This is a genomic window from Luteibacter yeojuensis, from assembly GCF_011742875.1.
Taxonomy (GTDB): Bacteria; Pseudomonadota; Gammaproteobacteria; order Xanthomonadales; family Rhodanobacteraceae; genus Luteibacter; species Luteibacter yeojuensis.
The window spans coordinates 2749248-2772730 of sequence record NZ_JAAQTL010000001.1 but is presented as its reverse complement, the minus strand read 5'-3'; the positions used below and the strand labels follow the sequence as shown (position 1 = coordinate 2772730).

Sequence of the window (23483 nt, the reverse complement as noted above, 5' to 3'; positions counted from 1 at the left end):
CCGGCGGTGCAGGTTTGTGGGAGCCGGCTATGCCGGCGATCCCGCGGCAGCGGGCCGGCGCGCCCCGAGCTTCCCTCGCCGCTGAGGCGGCTCCCACAGGGACAGTTGCTCCTGCAACCTCAGGCGAACCAGGCCGCCAGGACGATCACGGCGACGACGGCCAGCCAGACGATCAGCACGCGGCGGATGACGCGGCGGGCATCTTCCAGTTCGGCGATGGGGTCGCTCACGTCCTGCACGTAGCCGTCGCCGGCTTCCACGTCGGCATCGACGCCCGCGCGTGCCACGGCACCCAGGAAATCCGGTTCCAGGCGCGAGCGCGGGCTGCCCGAATTGCGGTGCCATTGCTTCCACGCACCCATGACGGCATCGAAGTCGGAGACCAGCGCCATGGCGAACACCATGAGGTGCGCCGGGAGCCAGTCGAGTGCGTCGGCCACGCGACGTGCCACGGCGCGCGTGGCGGCATCGATCGCCAGCGCGGCGTCGCGCGCGAGGATCTGGGCGAGGCGGTAGCCCAGCGCACCGGAAGGGCCAAGCAGGAAGAACCAGAACAGCACGCCGAAACGGCGGCGCAGCGCGCCGTAGAAAGCGGCTTCGACGAGCACCGGCGCGAACCAGCCCAAGGGCGCGTCGTCGTGGCGCAGCGCGGCCACGGCCTCATCGCGGCGCAGGGTATCGCGCGCGTGCAGGACCGCGTCGATGTCGCTTTCGATCTCGCGTGGGCCCAGGGCATAGACCAGCACGGCGATCGCGAAGACCAGCCAGCCGAGGTCGAAGAAGGGCAGTGAACGGAGAATGCCCGCGATAAGGGCGCAGGCGACGACGGGTACAAGGAGCACGACCGCCACCCGCCCGGGGCCGGAGAGGTCCGTCAGCCGGTCCACCCACAGGCGGAACCAGCGTTCGTCGCGCCAGCGCGCCAGTTGCGGCACGCTCCAGACGATGACGAGGGCGACGAGTACGGCGAAAAGACGTAAGGCCATGACAGACACGATCCGCGGGTCGATGGCCCGATTGTAGGCGAAGCCGGCGGCTACCTGTGGCCGCAATGCCAGGCAGGACCCCTGGGAGCGATCAGCGGCGTGTGGCGGCGGTCAACTCGTCCAGGTCCACGCCGCGCGAACGGAGCCAATGCTCGATGAGGCGGTATGACACGGAAAGGGGTGGCGGCACCCCCAGCGTGCCCGACGCCATGCCCTGCACGATATCGTCCACCGTGAACCAGCGGGCGTCTTCCAGTTCGTCGTCGCGCAACCGGATCTCGCGGGTCTTCGCGGTGGCGGTGAAGCCCACCATCAGCGAAGCCGGAAGCGGCCAGGGCTGGGAGGAGTGATACGTGGCATGCAGCACTTCGACGCCCGATTCCTCGCGAACCTCGCGCCGCACGGCGTCCTCGAGCGATTCGCCCGGCTCGATGAAGCCCGCGAGCGTGGAATAGCGGCCCGGCGGCCAGCCGCGCTGGCGACCGAGCAGGCAGGCGTCGCCGTCCTCGACGATGACGATGATCGCCGCGTCGGTGCGCGGAAAATGCAGATGGGCGCCGTCGGGGTTCGTGCACTGCATGCGATGGCCGGAGGCCAGCACGAGGGTCGGTGCGCCGCACTGGCTGCAGAAACGCGTCTGGCGCTGCCAATGCGTGATGCCCTTCGCGTAAGCGAACAACCCGGCTTCGAACGCGCCGAACAGGAGGCCGGCCTCGCGCAACGACATGCGCCGCGCGCCGCTCAGGGATACGAAGAGTTCGGCTTGCGCCTCATCGGCGACGAGGGTGAACCAGGCAGTACCGCCGGCGATGCCCAGCAGGGTCGAGGGAATGTCGCCGAAGCGCTCGGCGCGCATCGTGGGCGACATCCATTGCGGCGATTCGGCATCGGCGCGGACGAACGCATTGCCTTCGGCGTCGAGGACCAGGAAACGCGTGTCGGGATGCCGCTCCTGTTCTTCCACCCAGAGCCGGTCTTCGCGGCGCTCCGCCATGCGGTCGATGTCGATGCCGGCGAAGACGTTCTCGCGGGCGCGCGTTGCCGCGGCCTTGTCGCGCTCCTGTTCGACGCTCACGCTCCCTCGCTCATGCGCTGAACGAGGAGCCGCAGCCGCAGGTCGTCTTCGCGTTGGGATTGCGAATGACGAACTGCGAGCCGCTGAACGATTCGGCGTAGTCGATTTCGGCGCCCGTCAGGTATTGCAGCGAAAGCGGGTCGACGAGAAGCGTCACGCCTTCGCGCGCCACGGCGAGGTCGTCCTCGGCTTGCTCTTCGTCGAAGGTGAAGCCGTACTGGAAGCCGGAACAGCCACCACCGCTGATGTACACGCGGAGCTTGAGGCCGGGGTTGCCTTCCTCTTCGATCAGCTCGTGCACCTTGCGGGCGGCGGCCTCGGTGAAGACCAGCGGTGCCGTTCCCGAGCGGTAATCGGGCGCGCCGCTCGGGGCCATGGGGAATGGGTTGTTCATACCGACCATAATGGCGCCGTTCCGGGACAGGTCAAGCCTCGTCGAGCGCCGGGGCCGCCGCGATGGCGGCCTGGGTCAGCTGACGGATGGTCTGCGGCGCCTGGTGGACCATCTTGCCGTTCACCTGGGCCCCGGCGGTCATTTCCAGCACCTGGTAGTGGACGTCGCCGTCGACCCGGGCCAATGGGGCCAGCTCGAGCCGCTCGGCGACATGGACGTCGCCCGTGACGCCGCCGTTGATCACGGCATGGGGCACCTCGATGCGACCGACGACGCGGCCGGTCTCGCTGATGGTGAGCATGCCGTCGCTGCCGGCATCGGCATGGATGGAGCCCTCGACGGTGCCGTCGAGGTGGAGCGCGCCGCTGAACAGGACGTCGCCGCGCAGCGTGACGCCACGGGCAATGAGGCTGGTGGCGGCGGCGCTGACGGAGGGCGCCTGGTTCTTCCGGTTATTGCTGAACATCGTTGGCCTCGTCGTTACGCAGGGCGTCGCTCCACGTCACCGTACCCGTCACCGATGGATCGCCTGTGACATCGGCGACCAGTCGCAGCCGGGTCGGCTTGAAGCCGGCCGGCAGGGTGAAGCTGCCCTGGATCTGCTGGAAATACTTGAAAGAGAAGGGAAGATCGGTGGATTGGCTGCCCTGGCCGAGCGCCGCACCCTCGAGGGTGACGACCTTGTTCCCCTGGATGCCCTCGACCGCGAACTTCAGCGAGCCCTTGACCACCTCGCCGCGACGGGCGTTCTGGGTAAGCGTCACGACGAGGTTCCACGCGTTGGCAGTACCCTTCACGGGCGTGCTGCGCGCGCCCTGGATCTTGAGTCCGTCGCGCTGGCCGCCGCCGCCCACAAGGCGGGAATAGAAGGCGAGGTCGGTGCGCAGGCCGCTGATTTCCTCGTCGCGCTCGGCGAGGTTGCGCTTGAGTTCTTTCGCAGCCACGTCGGCGACCTGGCCGGCCCGTTGGAGGTTGGCCACCTGCTGGCGGAGGTCCTCGTTGTCGGCTTTCAGCTGCCGGACGGCGCCGCGATCGATCACCGCCGCGGGAATGCGGGCCGCCGCGAACCAGGCGCCGATACCCACCAGGAGCAGGCTGAGCGCCCACCCGCCCACCAGGAGGAGGCGCTTCCGGCGCTGGCTGGCCGCGTCGTCGAGCGTGCGCACGACGAACCGTGGCGGTGGGCGTGAAGCCATGGCGGTGTCCGTGGAGGAGGCGTGAAGACCGCGATGGTATAGCCCCCGATTCCTTCAATGGTCAAGGAACCGTTCCCCAGAACGAGGAAAGGCCGCCTTGCGGCGGCCTCCGGTCAATCGTGCAGCGAACCGACCTTGCTGAGCATGTAGCGCTCGGGGCCGATGTCGGAAATCAGGCTGAACTGGGTTTCCAGCCAGTCGATGTGCTCTTCCTCCTGGCCAAGGATGAACTTGAAGAGGTCGCGGCTGACGAAGTCGTGGATGCCTTCGCTGTAGGCGATGGCTTCGCGCAGGTTCTTCGTGGCCAGGAGTTCGAGGTCGAGGTCGCCCTGCAGGGCCTCCACCACGTTCTCGCCGATGCGCAGCTTGCCCAGGTGCTGGAGGTTCGGCAGGCCGTCGAGGAACAGGATGCGCTCGATCAGCTTGTCCGCATGCTTCATCTCCTCGATGGATTCCTCGTACTCGTGCTTGGCGAGTTCGTTGTATCCCCAGTCCTTGAACATCCTGTAATGGAGGAAGTACTGGTTGATGGCGGCCAGCTCGTTGTAGAGGACCTTGTTGAGGTATTCGATGACCTTCGCGTCGCCCTTCATGGGGGGATCTCCCTGATTGTGCAGGGCACGACTATACGTCGGCCGGGACGGCCATGACGTAACGAGAATGAAGGTGTTTCGCGTCCGCGACTGGCGCGGAGGACGTCAGGCCGGGGAGGGCAGGAACGTCAGCACCGGGCGCTTGGTTTCTAGGGCCTCGCGCAGGCACTGGCGGGCCTCCGGCTCGCAAGCGCCGCAGCAGTCCGAGCAGCCCGTCCGGGCCTGGAGCTCGGCAAACGTCTCCACACCCTCGGCCACGGCGCGGCGGATGGCGTGATCGGTGACGGCATTGCACATGCAGATGTACATGGAGCGTATTCGAACGCGAATGCGAACGATTGTCAAATACGAGGACGGGCGGGCGTTCAGCCGCCGGCTTCCCCGGCCTGGCGCGGCGCTTCGGCCTGCTGGGGGCAGCGGCCGACCTCGACCCGGCACACCGTCTCGACCGTCGGGGCGAACTGGCGCAGCGCCCTCTCGTAGACCTGACGCTTGAAGTTGACGACGTGATGGGCCGGATACCAGAAATCGACCCAGCGCCAGAGGTCGAACTCGGGCTTCTCGCAGGCGTCCAGCCGGAAGGCGTCTTCGCCGCAGGTGAGACGGACGAGGAACCAGACCTGCTTCTGCCCGATGCAGGTGGGCCGCTGGTGGTGGCGGACGAAGCGGTTCGGCAGGCGGTAGCGGAGCCAGCCGCGGGTTTCCGCGAGGACCTCCACGTGCTGGGCGAGAAGGCCGGTTTCCTCCTCCAGCTCGCGGTACATGGCTTCCAGCGGCGTTTCGTCGCTGCGCATGCCGCCCTGGGGGAACTGCCAGCCATCGCGGTTGACGCGGCGCGCCCAGAACAGGCGGCCGTCTCCGTTCAGGAGCACGATCCCCACGTTCGGTCGATAGCCATCAGCGTCGATCATCCGCCCTCCGCGAGCACGCTTCCGGCGAAAGGCCGGGACGCTCGTTCGGCCCGATTCAACCACAGCGCGAGAAGCGCGGGCAAGGCGCTACTTGAATGGAGAGCCAGCCGCGATTAAACTGCCCGGCCTTCGCGGCTGAAGCCCGCGGACGACCAGGTTTCACGGCTAGGTAGCTCAGCTGGTCAGAGCGCGGCACTCATAATGCTGAGGTCGGCGGTTCGAGCCCGCCTCTAGCCACCAAGACGAAAAGCCGCGCCCTGAGGGCGCGGCTTTTTTTGTGGGGGCCGCTATAGCGGCGAGAAGCCCGCGGACCGACGAAGCGGCGAGGTAGGTTCCCCTCGCCGCTATAGCGGCTCCTGCAGGGAGGTAGCCATATCGTCCTGTCGAGGCGACAGATCGAGCACCGCGCGCGCCAGTTCCACCACGTTGTGCACGCGCAGCTTCGCCATGAGGTTCGCGCGGTGCAGTTCCACGGTCTTCGGGCTGATGCAGAGCTCGCTGGCGATGACCTTGTTGAGCTTGCCGCACATGATCCCCTCCAGCACTTGCGACTCGCGTCGGGTGAGCGACACGTCGGGCCGCAGCGCGGCGAAGCTGCTCGCGGCGGGCTCGTCGCCGGGGTCGTCGTCGGGCAGGGGCATGAGGAAGACGGCGTGGAAGGCCTCCGGCGGCACGTCGAGCAGCTGTCGCGTCATCCGGTAGCGGCGGGGTGGCGCGTGCGCGTCGCACAGGACGAACTCGTCCGCGGTGCCGGTGGGCTGGAGGTGGCTGTCGAGCCAGGCCGGGCCGGCGCGTCCCCGCGCGGTGCCGAATTCGCGCCGGAACGCCTCATTCACCATCACGGCGCGTTGCCCGTCGAGGCGCCAGACGACGCAGGGCCACGGCAGCGCGGCGAACACTTCCTCGGCCAGCCCGCAGGTATGCGAGCCGTCGAGTGGATCACGAGCAAGGCACATCGATGCCTCCTGGTCGTACGCATGGAAGCCGACGGACAGCCCACCGCGTCGCGCCGGTAGTTACCACTGCAACGGTTCGTCGATGAAAAGTCCATGAATCCGCCCGCCGGATGTGCCGAACTGCGAACGCCGTCGTGAATGCCCGCGTGCGGAGCCGGCCGCGACGCGTCCGCTACAATGGGTCCCATGCGCATCTTCAAGACCTTCAATATCGAAGCGGCCCACCGCTTGCCGAATGTGCCCCAGGGGCACAAGTGCTCGAGGCTGCACGGCCACTCCTTCCGGGTGGAGCTGCACGTGGAAGGCCCCATTGATCCGGTGCTCGGCTGGGTCATGGACTTCGGCGACCTCAAGGCTCGGTTCCAGCCGCTGTACGACCGCCTCGATCACCACTACCTCAACGACATCGAAGGCCTGGAGAATCCCACGAGCGAGAACCTCGCCCGCTGGATCTTCGAGCGGCTGAGCCCGGATGTGCCGGGGCTGGCGAAGGTGGTGGTGCATGAAACCTGCACCTCCGGCGCCGAGTTCACCGCCGCCCCGCTGTAGGGGCCGCTATGGCGGCGAGCCGTCTAGCCGTAACTGTGGGAGCCGCTATAGCGGCGAGAAGCCAACGGAGCGATGAAGCGGCGAGGCAGGTTCCCTCGCCGCTATAGCGGCTCCTACAAGACTGCGGCAGCTCCCGCGGCTTCGAATAGCTGTCATCGCAACAATTCGCGGTTGCTGCGTTGCGGCGTGCGGGACTACACTCCGGCCTCCCCCGTTCCCCGGCGGTCCTCCCGATGTCCGAAGTAAACGGTTACGCCGACCTCGCCCGATTCTTGGGTCAGGCCGCCGCCGCCCAGGCCCTGGCCTGGCGCGGGATGGAGCGCGTGGCCGACCTGCAGTGGCAGGCGATGGAAGGACAGGCGCGCGCCGCCAGCGGACTGATTGCCGATGCGATGACTGTCGCCATGCAGACGGCCACGTCGTTCGGCACGCTGGCAGGTCCGCCCGCCCGGGCCTGACCGCCAGCGCTGCCTCGCCAACGACGCGACGCACGGTCGCGCCGACGGGTGGTTACGGCCTTTCGCAGCTTGTCCCGCCGTTTACGCCGCTGGTATACTTTTCCAGATTAAACCGTGGCCCGTTGAACCATCTGGTGCCGCCTTCGAGCGAAACCACGGGAGCCTCGCGTTGCTTAACAGTCTTGCCGCCGGTCGTCACTTAGCCACGCGCGTCGTCATCGCGCAGCTGGTGGTGGCTGTCGTCGCGGGGCTCGCTTTCTCCCTGCAGGGACGTCCAGCCGCGCTGGCCGCCTTCGGGGGCGCCCTGATCGTCGCTATCGCTACCGCGCTGCTTGCCGCGCGAGCGTTCAGCGCGCTGGGTGGGGCGGGAGCAACGTTCATGCGGTTCCTCGTGGGCATGATCCTTCGCTGGATCGTCCTCATCGGTGGACTGGCTCTCATCCTGGTTCAGTGGAAGCTGCCACCCTTGCCCGCACTGGCGGGATTGGTGGCCGGCTACGCGGTCAACGTATTTGCATTCAGATTCAAGGGTTGAGGCATGGCGAGCGAACCGCAGGGCGGTCTGACCGAATACATCCAGCACCACCTGAACCACCTGACGGTGAATTTCAGCGCCGACCATTTCTGGTTCTGGAATCTCCGTGCGGATTCCATCATCGTTTCGTTCGTGCTCGGCGCAGCCTTCTGCCTGTGGTTCTGGCTGTTCGCGCGCAAGGCCACCTCGGGCGTGCCGTCGAAGGGCCAGGCCCTGGTCGAGCTGGCCATCGAGTTCGTCGACACCCAGGTGAAGGACACCTTCCACGGCGACCGCCGCACGGTCACGCCGCTGGCGCTGTCCATCTTCATGTGGGTGTTCCTCATGAACGCCATGGACCTGCTGCCGGTCGACCTCGCCGGCTGGCTCGTGCAGACCTTCGCCGGTCATGAAGTCGCGCATCACACGTACTTCCGCATGGTGCCCACCGCCGACATCAACACCACCGTGGGCCTGTCGGTCGCCGTGCTGTTCATCGTCATCGGCCACGGCATCAAGGCCAAGGGCGGCTTCGGCTTCGGCAAGGAACTGCTGACCGCGCCGTTCCATGCGAGCAACCCGGTCGCCAAGCTGATCCTGGTGATCCCGAATTTCCTTCTCAACGTCGTCGAAACCCTGTCGAAGCCCGTGTCGCTCGCGATGCGACTGTTCGGCAACATGTACGGCGGCGAACTGGTGTTCATGCTGATTGCCGGTCTGATGGTGAGCTGGATCAGCTTCGTGCCTGGCGTCGTGTTCAACACGGCGTGGGCGATCTTCCACATCCTGATCATCGCCCTGCAGGCGTTCATCTTCATGATGCTGACGATCGTCTACATCGCCACGGCGCGGGAACACCACTAACTCACCGCTCCGACGTTAGAACCTTCGGCTCCATCCTTTTCGTTTCCACCCTTTCGTTATTCGTTATCCCAGGAGAACACCATGGAACTCGCCTCGCTCCTCGCCCACGTCCAGGGCATGACCGCCATCGCCATCGGCGTGATCATCGGCCTCGGCGCGCTCGGCGCCTGCCTCGGTATCGCCGTCATGGGCTCGAAGTTCCTCGAGTCGGCCGCCCGTCAGCCGGAGCTGGTCCCGCTGCTGCAGGGCCGCATGTTCCTGCTCGCCGGCCTGATCGACGCGGCGTTCATCATCGGCCTCGCCGTGGCCCTGCTGTTTGCGTTCTCGAACCCGCTGGTCGGTGTCGTGCGCGCTGCCGTCGGCGGCTAAGCAAGCGTTCGTCTTGTCGCCGTGACCCCAGCGGTCACGGCGATCGTCAGTACCCAAGCGTTCGGAGTCTTTCGGAGAGATCATGGAAATCAACATGACCTTCCTGGGCCAGATGATCTCTTTTGCGATCCTGGTCTGGTTCACCACCAAGTTCATCTGGCCCCAGCTCAACGGTGCCATCGAGGAGCGCCAGAAGAAGGTGGCCGAGGGTCTCGCTGCCGCCGAGCGCGCGCGCGCCGAGCTCAAGGATGCCGACGCCAAGGTCGCCACCGAGATCAAGCAGGCCCGCCTGCAGGCGACCGAGATCATCGACAAGGCCCAGCAGCAGGCCAACCAGATGCTGGACAAGGCCCGTGCCGAAGCCACCGCCGAGATCAACCGTCTGAAGGCCCAGGCCCAGGACGAGATCGCGTCGATGGCGCAGCGGGCGCGCGAGCAGCTGCGTGAGCAGGTGGGCGCGCTGGCCGTGAAGGGTGCGGAGAAGATCGTCCAGCGTGAAATCGATCCGGCGGCCCACAAGGCGCTGCTCGATCAGCTCGCTGCCGAGATCTGACCATGGCCCAGGCGCTCACACTCGCCCGCCCGTACGCACGCGCCGCTTTCGAAGTGGCGCATGCGTCGGGTGCGCTCGCCGACTGGTCGGCGGCGCTCGGATTCGCCGCCGCGGTCGCGGCCGACCCCCAGGTCGCCGGGCTCGGCAACGATCCGCGCGTGCTGCCGGCGCAGCTCGTCGCCCTCCATCTTCCGCAAGGCATGGCTGCCGATGCGCCGTTCGCCCGTTTCCTCGAGGAACTGGCGGAAAACGGCCGCATGCACCTGCTGCCCGAAATCGCCGCGCTCTACGACCAGTACAAGCTGGAGTCGGAGTCGACCCTGAAGGTCAAGGTCACGAGCGCGCTGGATCTCGACGCGGCGCAGACCGAAACGCTGCGCGCCTCGCTGAAGCGCCGCTTCAAGCGTGAGATCGAACTGGATACGCACGTCGATCCGGCGTTGCTCGGCGGTGTCGTCATCGACACGGGCGAGCAGGTCATCGACGGTTCGGCGCGCGGCCGCCTCCAGCGGCTGGCCGGCGCGCTGACGCACTGATTTCATATAGGAACCGACCATGTCCAGCACCACTCTGAACCCGTCCGAGATCAGCGAACTGATCAAGACCCGCATCGAGCAGTTCAAGCTCGGCGCCGAGGCACGCAACGAAGGCACGATCATCAGCGTGTCCGACGGCATCGTGCGCATCCACGGCCTGGCCGACGCGATGCAGGGCGAAATGATCGAGCTGCCGAACAACACGTTCGCCCTCGCGCTGAACCTCGAGCGTGATTCGGTGGGCGCCGTGGTGCTCGGCGAGTACCAGCACCTGCGCGAAGGCGATGCCGCGAAGACCACCGGCCGCATCCTCGAAGTGCCGGTCGGCCCGGGCCTGCTCGGCCGCGTCGTCGACGCGCTCGGCAACCCGATCGACGGCAAGGGCCCCATCGACGCCGCCGGCACCAGCCCGGTGGAGAAGGTCGCTCCCGGCGTCATCTGGCGCCAGTCGGTCGACCAGCCGATGCAGACCGGTTACAAGTCCATCGACTCGATGATCCCGATCGGCCGCGGCCAGCGCGAGCTGATCATCGGCGACCGCCAGACCGGCAAGACCGCCGTGGCGATCGACGCCATCATCAACCAGAAAGACTCCGGCATCCGCTGCATCTACGTGGCCATCGGCCAGAAGCGCAGCTCGATCGCCAACGTCGTGCGCAAGCTCGAAGAGAACGGCGCGCTGGCCAACACCATCGTCGTCGTGGCCTCGGCGTCCGAAGCGGCCGCGCTGCAGTACGTCGCGCCGTATTCCGGCTGCGCCATGGGCGAGTACTTCCGCGACCGCGGCGAAGACGCGCTGATCGTCTACGACGATCTCTCGAAGCAGGCCGTGGCCTACCGTCAGATCTCGCTGCTGCTGAAGCGTCCGCCGGGCCGCGAAGCCTATCCGGGCGACGTCTTCTACCTGCACTCGCGCCTGCTCGAGCGCGCCTCGCGCGTGAGCGCCGAGTACGTCGAGAAGATGACCAACGGCGAAGTGAAGGGCAAGACCGGTTCGCTCACCGCACTGCCGATCATCGAGACCCAGGCCGGCGACGTGTCCGCGTTCGTGCCGACCAACGTGATCTCGATCACCGACGGCCAGATCTTCCTCGAGACCGACCTCTTCAACGCCGGCATCCGTCCGCCCGTGAACGCCGGTATCTCGGTGTCGCGCGTCGGTGGCGCCGCGCAGACGAAGATCGTGAAGAAGCTGTCCGGCGGCGTGAAGCTGGCCCTCGCGCAGTACCGCGAACTGGCCGCGTTCGCGCAGTTCGCCTCGGACCTGGATGCCGCCACGCGCGCGCAGCTGGACCGCGGCCAGCGCGTCACCGAGCTGATGAAGCAGGCGCAGTACGCGCCGCTGTCGATCGCCGAACTGGGCGTGTCGATCTTCGCGGCCGAGAAGGGCTACCTCGACGACCTGCCGGTCGCCAAGGTGCTGCCGTTCGAGAAGGGCCTGCACGCCTTCATGCGCCAGAACCACGGCGAGCTGATGGCGAAGATCGACCAGACCGGCGACTGGGACAAGGACATCGAGGCGACCTTCAAGGCCGCCGCCGACGAGTTCAAGAAGACCGGTAGCTGGTAAGAGCGAAACGCGCGGGACGCCGGCGGCAACGCCCGTCCCGCGAGCTGGCGACACCTTTCAAAGACGAGTAAGCCATGGCAAGCGGCCGCGAAATCAAAACCAAGATCAAGAGCACGCAGAACATGCGCAAGGTGACGCGCGCGCTCGAAATGGTCTCGGCGTCGAAGATCCGCAAAGCGCAGGACCTGATGAAGGCCTCGCGCCCCTACGCGCGCCTGATGCGCAAGGTCATCGCGCACGTCGCCCAGGCCAGCACCGACTTCACCCATCCGTTCCTCACCGAGCGCGGCAACGTCGCGCGCGTGGGCTTCATCGTGGTGTCGACCGACCGCGGTCTCGCCGGCGGCCTCAACTCCAACCTGTTCCGCCGCACGCTCGCCAACATCCGCGAGTGGCAGGGCAAGGGCGCCGAGATCGACATCGTGGCCGTGGGCCAGAAGGCCGTGCAGTTCTTCCGCCGCATCAAGGGCGTGAACCTGATCGGCTCGGCGACGCACCTCGGCGAGAAGCCGAAGCTCGAAGACCTCATCGGCGTCATCAAGGTCGTGCTCGACGCATACTCGGACAACCGTCTGGACCGCGTCTTCCTGGCCTACAACGACTTCGTGAACACCATCGTGCAGAAGCCGGCCATTGCGGCGCTGCTGCCGCTGTCGCTGGTGGCCACCGAGCTGGAACATGCCGGCGGTGCCGCGTCGGAAGGCGTGAAGGTGGAGCAGACCCACGACTGGGATTACATCTACGAACCGGACGCGCGTACGGTGCTCGAGCATCTGATGACGCGCTACATCGAGTCGGTGGTGTACCAGGCGGCGCTGGAGAACCTCGCCAGCGAGCACGCCGCGCGCATGGTGGCCATGAAGGCCGCGTCGGACAACGCCAGCAAGGTCATCGGCGAACTGACGCTGGTCTACAACAAGGCCCGCCAGGCGGCGATCACCCAGGAAATCTCGGAAATCGTCGGCGGCGCCGCCGCGGTCTAAACGAAACGCCATGGCGACGCGCAAGCGGCGCCGCTACAGAACCTAAATAAGATTCATCCGGAGCATTCCATGAGCCAGGGTAAAGTTGTTCAGATCATCGGCGCGGTCGTCGACGTCGAATTCCCGCGCGACCAGGTGCCGCAGATCTACGACGCACTGAAGGTCGACGGCACCGAGATCACCCTCGAAGTGCAGCAGCAGCTCGGTGACGGCATCGTGCGTGCCATCGCGCTCGGTTCGACCGACGGCCTGCGCCGCAACCTCATCGCCCGCAACACCGGCGAAGGCATCAAGGTGCCGGTCGGCAAGGCCACGCTCGGCCGCATCATGGACGTGCTCGGCAATCCGATCGACGAAGCCGGTCCGATCGGCGAGCAGGAGCGCTGGGTCATCCACCGCGAAGCCCCGTCGTACGACGACCAGGCCGCCGCGAGCGAGCTGCTGGAAACCGGCATCAAGGTCATCGACCTGATGTGCCCGTTCGCGAAGGGTGGCAAGGTCGGCCTGTTCGGCGGTGCCGGCGTGGGCAAGACCGTGAACATGATGGAGCTCATCAACAACATCGCGAAGGCGCACTCGGGTCTGTCCGTGTTCGCCGGCGTGGGCGAGCGTACCCGCGAGGGCAACGACTTCTACCACGAGATGAAGGACTCCAACGTCCTCGACAAGGTCGCGATGGTGTACGGCCAGATGAACGAGCCGCCGGGCAACCGCCTGCGCGTCGCGCTCACCGGCCTCACCATGGCCGAATACTTCCGCGACGAGAAGGACGCCAGCGGCAAGGGCAAGGACGTGCTGCTCTTCGTCGACAACATCTACCGCTACACGCTGGCCGGTACCGAAGTGTCGGCGCTGCTCGGCCGCATGCCGTCGGCCGTGGGTTACCAGCCCACCCTGGCCGAGGAAATGGGCGTGCTGCAGGAGCGCATCACCTCGACCAAGACCGGTTCGATCACGTCCATCCAGGCCGTCTACGTGCCCGCGGACGACCTGACCGACCCGTCGCCGGCGACCACCTTCGCCCACCTCGACGCCACCGTCACCCTGAGCCGCAGCATCGCCTCGCTGGGCATCTACCCGGCCGTGGACCCGCTGGACTCCACCAGCCGCCAGCTCGACCCGGGCGTGATCGGCCAGGAGCATTACGACGTGGCCCGTCGCGTGCAGGGCACGCTGCAGCGCTACAAGGAACTCAAGGACATCATCGCCATCCTCGGCATGGACGAGCTGTCGCAGGAAGACAAGGAAGCCGTGTCGCGCGCCCGCAAGATCGAACGCTTCTTCTCGCAGCCGTTCCACGTGGCCGAAGTGTTCACGGGTTCGCCGGGCAAGTACGTCCCGCTGAAGGAAACCATCCGCGGCTTCAAGATGATCGTCGACGGCGATGTGGACTACCTGCCGGAGCAGGCCTTCTACATGGTCGGCGGCATCGACGAAGCCATCAAGAAGGGCGAGGAGATGGGTGCGAAGAAGGCCGCATAAGCCTCTTCTGACCCATCCCCCGACCGACGGAAGACCAGCCCATGACCCATACCATCCGCGTCGACATCGTCAGCGCCGAAGCCGAGATCTACTCCGGCGAAGCCACGCTCGTGGTCGCCACCGGTGAGCTTGGCGAGCTGGGCATCGCGCCGCGTCACGCTCCGCTGATCACCCGCCTGAAGCCCGGCCACGTCGATGTGGTCGCCGCCAACGGCGAGCGCCAGCAGTTCTTCGTCTCCGGCGGCATCCTCGAGGTGCAGCCGCAGGTGGTGACCATCCTCGCCGATACCGCGGCCCGTGCGGCCGACCTCGACGAGGCCGCCGCCCTCAAGGCGAAGGAAGAAGCCGAGGCCGCCCTGGCGAACCGTGGCCCCCAGATGGACGTGTCCGAAGCCCAGGCCAAGCTGGCCGAGGCCCTCGCCCAGCTCCAGGCCCTGGAGCGCATGCGCAAGACGCTCAAGCACTGATCGAAAAGGACCCCTCCTTCCGGAGGGGTCCTTTTATGTAGGAGCCGCTATAGCGGCGAGAAGCCTACGGGCGATGAAGCGGCCAGGTAAGTTTCCCTCGCCGCTATAGCGGCTCCTACAAGAGACTGGGGCAGTCTCGTTCATGAAACGACGACTCGCGGCGGGCGACACTGGGCGCTCGTTACCCGGTATGTCAGCCATGCGAACCCGCTACCGCCGCAGCCTCTGGATAACAGGTGTCGTCGCCGTCGTGCTCATCGTCGGGCGCATCGTGCTGCCCTACGCGGTGCTCGATTATCTCAATGGCCGCCTTTCGCGCATGGGCGCGTACTCGGGTCATATCGCCGACATCGACATCCATCTCTGGCGCGGTGCGTATTCCATCGACCGGCTCACCATCGAGAAGGTGGACGGCAAGGTGCCCGTGCCGCTCTTCGACACCGACCGGGCCGATATCTCCCTGAGCTGGCGGGCGATCGCCCGTGGCCGCCTGCGCGGCAAGATCGACTTCTACCACCCCGTGGTGAACTTCGTCGACGGCCGCGGCGAAGGCGATACGCAGACCGGTAAGGGCGTCGACTGGCGTGCCCAGCTCCGCGCCCTGGTGCCGACGCGACTCGATGAGGTTAACGTCATGGACGGCACCATCACCTTCCACAACTTCGTGTCGAGTCCGAAGGTCGACCTCAAGATGACCGGGGTGAACGGCACCGCCACCAACCTCACGAACGTGCAGCGCGAAGGCGGCTCGCGCGTGGCGCACATGCATGCCACGGCGAAGGTGCTGGGCGATGCGCCGCTGGAAACGCGCGCGGAGTTCGATCCCCTCGAGCGCACCGGCGACTTCCGCTACGAACTGAGCATCCGCGATATCAAGCTGGTGAAGGCGAACGACCTGGCCCGCGCCTACAGCGGGCTCGACTTCGCGGGTGGCGAAGGCGACTTCTTCATGGAGTTGCAGGCGCGGGACCGGCACCTCAGCGGTTACGCCAAGCCGCTGTTCCATGGCCTGAAGATCTTCAGCTGGAAGCAGGACGTGGAGCAGGAAAAGAAGAATCCCCTCAAGCTCGCCTACGAGGCCGTGGCCGAAGGCGTCACGAAGATCTTCAAGAACCAGTCCAAGGATCAGTTCGCCACCCGCGTCCCCATCTCCGGGACCATCGACGACAAGAGTGTCTCGCCCTTCGAGGCGATCGCCGGCATCCTGCGCAATGCCTTCGTGGAGGCGTACAAACCGAACCTCGAACACCTGACCGAGCGGCCCAAGGACGATTGACCCGCGCCCTGCAGGCGCGCCTCGGCTCTTCCTGACCCCGTACTCTTGCGATATGTTCAGGCCCCATCCGCAGCAGGCAATGGACTCCATGACAGCGACGCCCCTCCACGTCCTCATCCTCGCCGCCGGCGAGGGCAAGCGGATGAAGTCCGCGTCGGCCAAGGTGCTCATGCCGCTCGCGGGGCGCCCGTTGCTGGCGCATGTGATCGAAGCGGCCCGGACCCTGGAGCCCGCCGGCGTACATGTGGTGTACGGCCATAACGGCGAACAGGTACGCGACGCCTTCGCCGCCGATACCGCCCTGGGCTGGATCGAACAGCGCGAGCGCCTTGGCACGGGCCACGCGGTGCGCACGGCCCTCGAAACCCTGCAGGCGCAGGGCGGCCTCGAGGGACGCGTGCTGGTGCTTTATGGCGACGTGCCGCTGATCCGCCCGGAGACGCTGTCCGCCCTGGTCTCGACCCGCGAAGGCCTGTCGATGCTGGCGACACGCCTGGCCGACCCGAGGGGCTACGGCCGCGTCGTGCTGGATGCCGCCGGCCGCGTGCGCCATATCGTCGAAGAGAAGGACGCGAGCGCCGCGCAGCGCGCCATCGACCTCGTGAACACCGGCATCGTCGCCGCCGACGCGATGCGCCTCCTCGCGTGGGCGCAGCGTCTCGGCAACAGCAATGCGCAGGGCGAGTACTACCTCACCGACGTCTTCGAGATGGCCGCCGACGAAGGCGCACCGGCCGCCTGCGTCGACTGCGAAGCCACCGAGGCCTCGGGCGCCAACGATCCCTGGCAGCTCGCCGGCCTGGAGGCCCTGTACCGCGAACGCAGCGCCCGCGCGCTGGCCCTCGCCGGCGTACGCCTGGCCGACCCGCGCCGTCTCGACATCCGCGGCAAGGTCGTCGCGGGCCGCGACGTCGAGGTGGACGTGAACGTGATCTTCGAAGGCGACGTGGTGCTGGGCGACGACGTGCGCATCGGCCCCTTCACCCGCGTGCGCAACGCGAAGCTCGCGGCCGGCACCGTGGTGCTCGCGCATTGCGACCTGGACGGCGTGGTGACCCATGGTCCGTGCACGATCGGCCCGTTCGCGCGCCTGCGTCCCGGTACCGACCTGGCGGCCGGCGTGCACATCGGCAATTTCGTCGAGACGAAGAACGCGGTCATCGCCGCCGGCTCGAAGGCGAACCACCTGACTTACCTCGGCGACACGGTCATCGGCAGCAAGGTGAACATCGGTGCCGGCACGATCACCTGCAACTACGACGGCGTGAACAAGAGCCGCACCACCATCGAGGATGGTGTCTTCGTCGGCTCCAACAGCTCGCTGGTGGCGCCGGTGACGTTACGCGCGGGTGCCACCATCGGCGCGGGTTCGGTGATCACGAAGGACGCGCCGGCGGATGCGCTGACCGTCGCGCGCGGCCGGCAGACGACCATCGAAGGCTGGCACCGCCCCACGAAGAAATAGCTGCTGTTGTGGGAGCCGCTATAGCGGCGAGAAGCCGACAAAGCGATGAAGCGGCGGGGCAAGCGCCCCTCGCCGCTATAGCGGCTCCTACGGAATCAGCCGCGATAGCGCCAGCCGTCGATTTCGATCAGCAGTTCGGCGCGGCAGATGTCGCCATGCAATACCAGCAACGGCGCTTCGGGAAAGTGCTTCGCGGCGAAAGCGCGCACCGTCGCCACATGTTCCGGATGGCGCACGTAAGCCTTCATTGGCGCAAGATGTCCGAGTCCGGCCGGCAGGCCACCGGCGGCCAGGAGCGCCTCGAGATTGCGCAGCGTCTCGGCCAGCTGCGCGTCGATGTCACCCGCATGCGCCGACGCGTGCCCGACGACCGCCGCCGTTCCCGAGATGGCGAGCACGTCGCCGGCGGGCAGCAGCGTGGCCCGCGCGAAGCTCGGCGGCGTGCGCCCGTATTGCCGGGGATAGCGCCAGGCGCTTACCTGGCGAGGATTCTCCACACGCGTGCCGGGACGGTCCGTGGCCAGCAGGTACACCTGGAGCAGCGTGGGATCCGCGTGGTGTCCGATCGCTGTCGCCGCGGGAAAGCCCTGGGCGAAAATCTCGCCCATGCCGCCGATGCGTCCCGTGCAGAAATGCTTGTAGCGCTCGTCGTCGTCGTCCCCCGCGTTGATCGCGCCGAGGTAATTCCAGATCCGCTGCACGTGCTGCTCCGGCGCGCCGCCGACAAGACCCGAGAGCAGGCCATAGGCATGCCTTGCGGCACCCTCGGTGCCGCCGTGCTCGTCCTCCCGGCACTCCACCGCGGCGAACAGCCAGCCGCCGCCGCGCGACCAGCGCAGCTCGCCTTCGCGCCCGCTGCATACCTCGCCGTCCACCTCCCAGACTTCGCTCAGCGCTTCGCCGAAGGGTTCCAGCGCCACCCGGAAGCGCCGGGGATCGTCGAAGGCGGGGGCGGATGCGCCAAAGTCGAAGGCGGCCAATGTGGACGACGAAAGCCCGCCGGATTCGTGTGTGTAGCGCACGCGCGGCGCGGTGCGTGCATGGGTGGCCTGTGGCGCGGGCTGGCGCATTTCGCTTCCTGGGAGCATCGGGTCTTCCGTCCAACGCGGTCGCGCCATCATATCGTCCCCTCGCCGGGCCGCGGCGTGAACGTCCGGTCTTCACCAGTCTGAACCGTTCCGAAGGTGGTCCAACGACCCCTGTGCTAAACTCCGCGCCCGCTGCCATCCGGGGGGAGGCAGGAACATCCAGGACCTGGAAACACCCATGGCAACGCAGACCGCAGCACAGAAAGAACTGGCCGAACTCATCGTCACCAGCCTGAACCTCGAATCGGTGAAGCCCACCGAGATCGACCCGGAAGCCCCGCTGTTCGGCGGCGACCTGGGCCTCGATTCCATCGACGCGCTGGAAATCGCGCTGGCCGTGTCCAAGCGTTACGGCTTCCAGCTGAAGTCCGACAACCCGGACAATCGCGCCATCTTCACAAACCTGAGCACGCTGTCCGCGCATATCGAACAGCATCGCGCCACCGCCTGATCGTCGTTCAGGCCGTACTGGCCCGGAGCGTGCTTTGCTTCGCCCGGAGATGTCGATGACCGAGTCAGAGTCCGCGCCGTTCGTGCGTCCGCTGCGTTTCGCCGCGGCGCATCCGAGTTTTGCCGGTCACTTTCCCGGTCGCCCCGTCGTGGCCGGCGTGCTCCTGCTTGAGGCCGCGGCGCTGGCGCTGCGAAGCTGGCGCGGGCTCGCGGTGCGGCAGGTCGTCGACGCGAAATTCGTGGCCCCGCTCCTGCCCGACGAGGACGCGGAACTCGAACTCGTGGCGCTGGACGACACGCGCTTCCGCTTCACTGTTCGCCGCGGCCCGGATACGCTGCTCCGCGGCACGCTGGAGGGCGCATGAGCCATTGGAAGCAACGCGAAGGCGGCGGTTGGTTCGCCATCTGGCTGATCCGCACGATCGCGCTGCGGCTGGGCCGTGGCGTGGCACGCGTGCTGCTGTATCCCATCGCCTTGTACTTCTTCCTGCGCCGCGCGGACGAACGGCTGGCCTCGCGTACCTACCTCGCGCGGGTATTGAACCGTCCGGTCACGAACTACGACGTGTTCCGGCATATCCACATGTTCGCCGCGACCCTGCTCGATCGCCTGTTCTTCCTGGCGCACGGGGAACGCGACTTCGCGGTGGACGTGGAGGGGCTGCAGGAGCTCGACCGTTGCATCGACGCCGGCAAAGGTGTCCTGCTGATCGGTTCGCACCAGGGCAGCTTCGAGGCCCTGCGCGCGCTCGGCGCCCGTCGTCCGGATGTCCCCTTGCGCGTCGTGCTGGACAAGCAGAAGACCCCGGCGCTCACCGCGGTCCTGGAGGCGCTGGCGCCGGACGTGGGCGCGGCCGTGATCGACGCGTCGCGCGGGGGCGCCTCCGTGGCCTTGGCCATGGCCGAGGGCGCCGCCCAGGGCGGCATGGTGGCCTTGCTGGCCGACCGCGGCCACCGCAACGAGGCCACCCGCCGGGTTCCCTTCCTCGGCCGGCCGGCACCGTTCCCCGTCGGCCCATGGCACCTCGCATCCGCGCTGAAGATTCCCGTCGTGCTGTGCATGGGCATCTACCTCGGCGGCAATCGCTACCGGCTGATCTTCGAGGCCTTTTCGGACGGCATCGACGTGCCGCGCGCGGAGCGTGCGGCCGCGCTGGACGGCCTTGTCGCCCGCTATGCCGCGCGCGTGGAGCATTACGCCCGCCTGTATCCCTTCAACTGGTTCAATTTCTATGACTTCTGGCAAGAAACTGGCCCTGCTGCTGACGAGCCTGCTGCTGCCGCTCGCGTGCCCAGCCACTCCGACGCCTGACGCGGATGACGCAAACGCGCTGATCGCCAGCCTGCATCGCCCGGCACCCGCGCGCACGCCCTTCGCGGAAGCGCGCTTCATGCGTGTGCTGGAGAAGCCGCTGGTGGTTTCGGGCGAACTCGCCTGGCTCGGCGGCGATCGCCTCGAGCGCCGGGTGGAGAAGCCCGCGAAGGAAGTCTCCACGATCGCCGACGGCGAGGTGACGCAGGAGCGCGAGGGGAGGAAGCCACGCAGCTTCTCGCTGAAGCGCGCTCCGCAATTGCAGGTGCTGCTCGACAGCTTCGTCGCCCTGCTCGCCGGCGACCCGTCGCGGCTCGGCGAATCGTTCGAGGTCAGGCTGGGTCGCGACGCCGACCGCTGGCAGCTCACCCTGACCCCGCGCGACGCACGCGTCGCGAAGCAGATCGCCGGCATCCACGTCTACGGCAGCGGACAACTCGCCCGCTGCATGCGCATGGACGAAAGCGACGGCGACACCTCGATCGACCTGCTCGGCGACCTCGCCGCCGCGATGCCGGCGGCGCCGACCCGCGAGGGCCTCATCGCACAGTGCGGCGGCGCGATGTGAGGGGCGCGCGCCTCGCCCTGCTCGTCGCCTGGATCCTCGTCCTCGCGCTGCTCGGCACGCTGGTCGCCACGCAGCTGAAGGTCGGCACCGACCTGCGCAGCTTCATGCCCGCACCGACCACGCCGGACCAGAAGCTGCTGATGGAGCAGGTGGGCGAGGGGCCCGGTTCCCGCCTGCTGCTCGTCGCGATCGACGGCGGCGACGACACGGCGAAGGCGGCTCTCAGCCGCGGCCTGGCGCTTGCCCTGCGCAAGGATCCGGCATTCACCCAGGTGGTGAATGGCGATTTCGACCTCGGCATGCTGGACAGCGCGCTGCTGCCTTACCGCTACCTGCTTTCGCCGACGCTCGACACCGGTTCGCTCGACGAGGGCTACCTGGCCGACGAGTTGCAGCAGCGCCTCGACGACCTCGGCTCGCCCGCGGCCACCCTGCTCAAGGGCCTGCTGCCGCGCGACCCCACGCTCGAAACGCTGAAGCTGGCCGAGCGCTGGACGCCGGTCCGCTCGCCCGAGGTGCGCGATGGCGTATGGTTTTCGTCGCGCGGGGAAGCCCTGCTGCTCGCGCAGACGCGCGGTGCGGGTTTCGATCCGGGCGCGCAGGAGGACGCCATCGGCCGCCTCCGCGCGGCCTTCGCGGCATTGCCGGGCAGCGCCGCGGCGCACCTGACGATCAGCGGCCCCGGCTATTTCACCGTGGTGGTGAATGCGCAGACGCGCGATCAGGCCGACTGGATCGGCCGTATCTCGACCATCGGCTTCATCGTGCTGATGCTGGTCGCCTATCGCAGTGTGCGCAGCCTGTTGCTCGGCGCGTTGCCGGTCGCGACCGGCGCGCTCGCGGGCATCGCGTTGTTGACGGTGTGCTTTGCCGAGGTGCATGGCATCACGCTGGCCTTCGGCTTCACGCTGCTGGGCGTGGCGCAGGAATACCCCATCCGCCTGCTGAGCCATCGCCGCGAGGGCGAATCCGCCGTGGCGAGCGTGCGTGGATTGTGGCCGCTGCTGCTCACGGCCATCGCTTCGGCCTGTATCGCCTACCTCGCTTTCTATGCGTCGGGCGTCGGAGGGTTGCAGCAGCTGGCCGTGTTCACGATCGCCGGCCTGCTCGCCGCGGGGTTCAGCACGCGCTATGCCTTGCCCTACCTGCTCCCCGAGCACGCGCGCGACGTCGCGCGCATGCCGGGCCTCGCGGCCTTCCGTGGCTGGCTCGACGCCTTGCCGCGTCCGCGCTGGCTGCCCGTTCCCATCGCCGCGGCGGTGGTCGCGATGATCGCGTTCGCCCCCGGCCCGTTCTGGCAGAACGACCTCTCGGCGCTCACGCCGTTGCCGCGCGATCTGTTGATGACGGACGCGCGCCTGCGCGGCGAGCTTGGTGCGCCGGATGTCCGCTACCTCCTGATCGTGCAGGCAAAGACGGCCGATGGCGTGCTCGCCGCCTCGGCGAAGCTGGAACCGCGCCTGCGCGGGCAGGTGGCGGCAAAGGCGCTCGATGGCTTCGAACTGCCGTCGATCTACCTTCCCGACCTGGCGACGCAACGCGCACGCCAGGCGAAACTGCCGGATCGCGCGACGCTCGACGCCTCGCTGACGAAGGCCCTCGACGGCATGCCGTTCCGCAAGGACCTGTTCGCGCCCTTCGTCGACGACGTCGAAACGGCGCGCAGCGCGCCGTTGCTCACGCCCGAGGTGTTCGCCCGGTCGCCGCTCGGCCAGCGCCTTGCCGCGATGCTGCTGCCGCGTGGCGACCACTGGGTGGGTCTGTCGACCCTGAGCGGCGTGCATGACGCGGCCGCCGTCGCGGCGGCCGTGGCCGCTGCCGATCCAGGCGCGCGCCTGCTCGACCTGAAAGAGGCCTCGGAGTCGCTCGTGGCCGCGTATCGCACGCGCATCCTTCACGCCGTGCTTGCCGCCGCCGCACTGCTGTTCCTCACCATCACGCTGGCGTTACGCAGCATCCGCCGTGCGTGGCACGTGCTCGCGCCGATGACGCTCGCCACCTTCCTCGTGCTGGCGGTGGAGCGCATGGCGGGCATTCCCATCTCGCTGTTCCACCTCGTGGCCTTGATCCTCGCCGCGGGCCTGGGTTTGCACTATGCGCTGTTCTTCGAGCGCGACACCGGCGACCCTGCCGAGCAGCGGCGTACGCTGCATGCCACGGTGGTCTGCGTCATCGCGGCACTGCTCGTGTTCGGCATGCTCGCCTGGTCGTCGATTCCCGTGCTCCGCGCGATCGGCCTCACGGTGGCGCTGGGCGTCGCCTTCCACTTCTGCCTTTCGATCCTGATGGCTCCGCATGCTGCCCAAGACCGAGTTCGTTGACCTCATCCCTCATGCGGGCGACATGTGCCTGCTGGACGGCGTGCAGGCCTGGGACGCCACGACGATCCATGCGGTCAGCACGAGCCATGTGCTGGTCGCGCACCCGCTGCGCGGCGAAGAGGGACTGCACGCGGTGCATCTGGCCGAATACGGGGCACAGGCGATGGCCGTGCACGGGGCGCTGCTCGCGCGCGAACAGGGACGCACCCGGCCGCGCGCCGGCATGCTGGTCAGCCTGCGCGGCGTGAAGCTCGCTGTGGATCGCGTGGATACGTTGCAGGGTCCGCTCGATGTACACGCGGAATGCCTGATCGCCGACGGCAGCGGCGCGCAGTATGGCTTCCGCATCCTGCACCGCGGGCGGGAGATCGCATCCGGCCGCGCCGCCGTGCTCTATCGGGACGCGTAGCCACCGAGGGTATGTCGACGACCCGGAGGGACAGCGCGAAAGGGTGACTGATGAGGAGCCTGACCGGCCCCTCCGGGTCGACGGGAAACAGTCTGCCCGCCGGCCGTCTCAAAGACCGAGACGCCCGCCATACAGGGG

General features: G+C 67.5%; 29 protein-coding genes and 1 tRNA gene. 20 read left to right on the top strand and 10 right to left on the bottom strand.

Annotation, left to right across the window (positions count from 1 at the left end; all coding sequences use genetic code 11):
- Positions 1–119: 119 nt before the first annotated feature.
- From HBF32_RS12650 to HBF32_RS12615, 8 genes are all read right to left on the bottom strand, one after another.
- The gene (locus HBF32_RS12650; protein WP_166699958.1) at positions 120–986 is read right to left on the bottom strand and encodes a beta-lactamase induction protein; all 867 of its coding nucleotides are present in this window, start codon (positions 984–986) and stop codon (positions 120–122) included.
- Between the two features lie 91 nt (positions 987–1077).
- A complete protein-coding gene (gene nudC / locus HBF32_RS12645; RefSeq protein ID WP_338039776.1) occupies positions 1078–2061 on the bottom strand; it encodes an NAD(+) diphosphatase in 984 nt (327 codons plus the stop codon).
- A gap of 10 nt (positions 2062–2071) precedes the next feature.
- Entirely contained in the window at positions 2072–2455 is a 384-nt protein-coding gene (erpA, locus tag HBF32_RS12640; protein ID WP_166699957.1) for an iron-sulfur cluster insertion protein ErpA, read from the bottom strand.
- Positions 2456–2486: 31 nt separating this feature from the next.
- A complete protein-coding gene (locus HBF32_RS12635) occupies positions 2487–2921 on the bottom strand; it encodes a bactofilin family protein (protein ID WP_166699956.1) in 435 nt (144 codons plus the stop codon).
- Positions 2908–3651, bottom strand: coding sequence for a DUF6776 family protein (locus HBF32_RS12630; protein ID WP_166699955.1), 744 nt, complete (start codon positions 3649–3651; stop codon positions 2908–2910). Before HBF32_RS12630 ends, HBF32_RS12635 begins: the two co-directional genes overlap by 14 nt.
- 113 nt (positions 3652–3764) lie before the next feature.
- The gene (gene bfr / locus HBF32_RS12625; RefSeq protein WP_166699954.1) at positions 3765–4244 is read right to left on the bottom strand and encodes a bacterioferritin; all 480 of its coding nucleotides are present in this window, start codon (positions 4242–4244) and stop codon (positions 3765–3767) included.
- A gap of 105 nt (positions 4245–4349) precedes the next feature.
- Entirely contained in the window at positions 4350–4553 is a 204-nt protein-coding gene (locus HBF32_RS12620; protein ID WP_193570364.1) for a (2Fe-2S)-binding protein, read from the bottom strand.
- Between the two features lie 56 nt (positions 4554–4609).
- Positions 4610–5155: an RNA pyrophosphohydrolase gene (locus HBF32_RS12615; protein ID WP_166699953.1), complete on the bottom strand. Its 546-nt coding sequence runs from the start codon at positions 5153–5155 to the stop codon at positions 4610–4612.
- Between the two features lie 163 nt (positions 5156–5318).
- Between HBF32_RS12615 and HBF32_RS12610 the strand changes: the two genes are divergently transcribed.
- Positions 5319–5395 (top strand) — tRNA-Met (locus HBF32_RS12610).
- Between the two features lie 104 nt (positions 5396–5499).
- On the opposite strand, the gene HBF32_RS19500 is transcribed toward HBF32_RS12610, so the two are convergent.
- Positions 5500–6111 carry a LuxR family transcriptional regulator gene (locus HBF32_RS19500; protein ID WP_166699952.1) on the bottom strand — a complete coding sequence of 204 codons (612 nt, stop codon included), beginning with the start codon at positions 6109–6111 and terminating at the stop codon, positions 5500–5502.
- A gap of 186 nt (positions 6112–6297) precedes the next feature.
- On the opposite strand from HBF32_RS19500, the gene queD reads away from it, so the two are divergent.
- The 13 genes from queD to glmU all read left to right on the top strand — a co-directional run bounded on the left by queD (position 6298) and on the right by glmU (position 17197).
- Complete coding sequence (gene queD, locus HBF32_RS12600; protein ID WP_166699951.1) at positions 6298–6660, top strand: 6-carboxytetrahydropterin synthase QueD; 363 nt, start codon at positions 6298–6300, stop codon at positions 6658–6660.
- A gap of 233 nt (positions 6661–6893) precedes the next feature.
- A complete protein-coding gene (locus HBF32_RS12595; RefSeq protein WP_166699950.1) occupies positions 6894–7118 on the top strand; it encodes a hypothetical protein in 225 nt (74 codons plus the stop codon).
- A 169-nt stretch (positions 7119–7287) separates the two neighbouring features.
- Positions 7288–7653 carry an ATP synthase subunit I gene (locus HBF32_RS12590; RefSeq protein WP_166699949.1) on the top strand — a complete coding sequence of 122 codons (366 nt, stop codon included), beginning with the start codon at positions 7288–7290 and terminating at the stop codon, positions 7651–7653.
- 3 nt (positions 7654–7656) lie between these two features.
- Positions 7657–8496, top strand: coding sequence for a F0F1 ATP synthase subunit A (gene atpB, locus HBF32_RS12585; protein ID WP_166699948.1), 840 nt, complete (start codon positions 7657–7659; stop codon positions 8494–8496).
- An 81-nt stretch (positions 8497–8577) separates the two neighbouring features.
- Complete coding sequence (atpE, locus tag HBF32_RS12580) at positions 8578–8865, top strand: F0F1 ATP synthase subunit C (RefSeq protein WP_089975626.1); 288 nt, start codon at positions 8578–8580, stop codon at positions 8863–8865.
- An 82-nt stretch (positions 8866–8947) separates the two neighbouring features.
- Positions 8948–9418: a F0F1 ATP synthase subunit B gene (locus HBF32_RS12575; RefSeq protein ID WP_166699947.1), complete on the top strand. Its 471-nt coding sequence runs from the start codon at positions 8948–8950 to the stop codon at positions 9416–9418.
- Between the two features lie 2 nt (positions 9419–9420).
- Positions 9421–9954 (top strand): F0F1 ATP synthase subunit delta, encoded by a 534-nt coding sequence (locus HBF32_RS12570; protein WP_166699946.1) that lies wholly within the window; start codon positions 9421–9423, stop codon positions 9952–9954.
- A 19-nt stretch (positions 9955–9973) separates the two neighbouring features.
- Entirely contained in the window at positions 9974–11524 is a 1551-nt protein-coding gene (atpA, locus tag HBF32_RS12565; RefSeq protein WP_166699945.1) for a F0F1 ATP synthase subunit alpha, read from the top strand.
- A 74-nt stretch (positions 11525–11598) separates the two neighbouring features.
- Positions 11599–12507, top strand: a complete 909-nt coding sequence (gene atpG / locus HBF32_RS12560; RefSeq protein ID WP_166699944.1) for a F0F1 ATP synthase subunit gamma — start codon at positions 11599–11601, stop codon at positions 12505–12507.
- 69 nt (positions 12508–12576) lie between these two features.
- Positions 12577–13989: a F0F1 ATP synthase subunit beta gene (gene atpD / locus HBF32_RS12555; RefSeq protein WP_166699943.1), complete on the top strand. Its 1413-nt coding sequence runs from the start codon at positions 12577–12579 to the stop codon at positions 13987–13989.
- Positions 13990–14030: 41 nt separating this feature from the next.
- Positions 14031–14456 (top strand): F0F1 ATP synthase subunit epsilon, encoded by a 426-nt coding sequence (locus tag HBF32_RS12550; protein WP_166699942.1) that lies wholly within the window; start codon positions 14031–14033, stop codon positions 14454–14456.
- A 199-nt stretch (positions 14457–14655) separates the two neighbouring features.
- Entirely contained in the window at positions 14656–15732 is a 1077-nt protein-coding gene (locus tag HBF32_RS12545; RefSeq protein WP_166699941.1) for an AsmA family protein, read from the top strand.
- Between the two features lie 88 nt (positions 15733–15820).
- Entirely contained in the window at positions 15821–17197 is a 1377-nt protein-coding gene (gene glmU, locus HBF32_RS12540; protein ID WP_166699940.1) for a bifunctional UDP-N-acetylglucosamine diphosphorylase/glucosamine-1-phosphate N-acetyltransferase GlmU, read from the top strand.
- 95 nt (positions 17198–17292) lie between these two features.
- Here the strand turns inward: glmU and HBF32_RS12535 are convergent, their stop codons facing one another.
- The gene (locus HBF32_RS12535; RefSeq protein ID WP_240147829.1) at positions 17293–18267 is read right to left on the bottom strand and encodes a chorismate transformation FkbO/Hyg5 family protein; all 975 of its coding nucleotides are present in this window, start codon (positions 18265–18267) and stop codon (positions 17293–17295) included.
- A gap of 196 nt (positions 18268–18463) precedes the next feature.
- Between HBF32_RS12535 and HBF32_RS12530 the strand changes: the two genes are divergently transcribed.
- From HBF32_RS12530 to HBF32_RS12505, 6 genes are read left to right on the top strand one after another with little or no spacing between them, the layout of a single operon-like run.
- Complete coding sequence (locus HBF32_RS12530) at positions 18464–18736, top strand: phosphopantetheine-binding protein (protein ID WP_166699938.1); 273 nt, start codon at positions 18464–18466, stop codon at positions 18734–18736.
- Positions 18737–18791: 55 nt separating this feature from the next.
- Complete coding sequence (locus tag HBF32_RS12525; protein WP_166699937.1) at positions 18792–19100, top strand: ApeI family dehydratase; 309 nt, start codon at positions 18792–18794, stop codon at positions 19098–19100.
- Entirely contained in the window at positions 19097–20047 is a 951-nt protein-coding gene (locus HBF32_RS12520; protein WP_166699936.1) for a lysophospholipid acyltransferase family protein, read from the top strand. Before HBF32_RS12525 ends, HBF32_RS12520 begins: the two co-directional genes overlap by 4 nt.
- On the top strand, positions 19968–20615 hold the full coding sequence (locus tag HBF32_RS12515; protein ID WP_166699935.1) for a LolA-related protein: 648 nt from the start codon (positions 19968–19970) through the stop codon (positions 20613–20615). The genes HBF32_RS12520 and HBF32_RS12515 overlap by 80 nt, the downstream gene beginning before the upstream one ends.
- Positions 20612–22936: an MMPL family transporter gene (locus HBF32_RS12510; protein ID WP_338039775.1), complete on the top strand. Its 2325-nt coding sequence runs from the start codon at positions 20612–20614 to the stop codon at positions 22934–22936. Before HBF32_RS12515 ends, HBF32_RS12510 begins: the two co-directional genes overlap by 4 nt.
- Positions 22911–23345: a hotdog family protein gene (locus HBF32_RS12505; RefSeq protein ID WP_166699933.1), complete on the top strand. Its 435-nt coding sequence runs from the start codon at positions 22911–22913 to the stop codon at positions 23343–23345. Before HBF32_RS12510 ends, HBF32_RS12505 begins: the two co-directional genes overlap by 26 nt.
- The last annotated feature ends 138 nt before the right edge of the window (positions 23346–23483 follow it).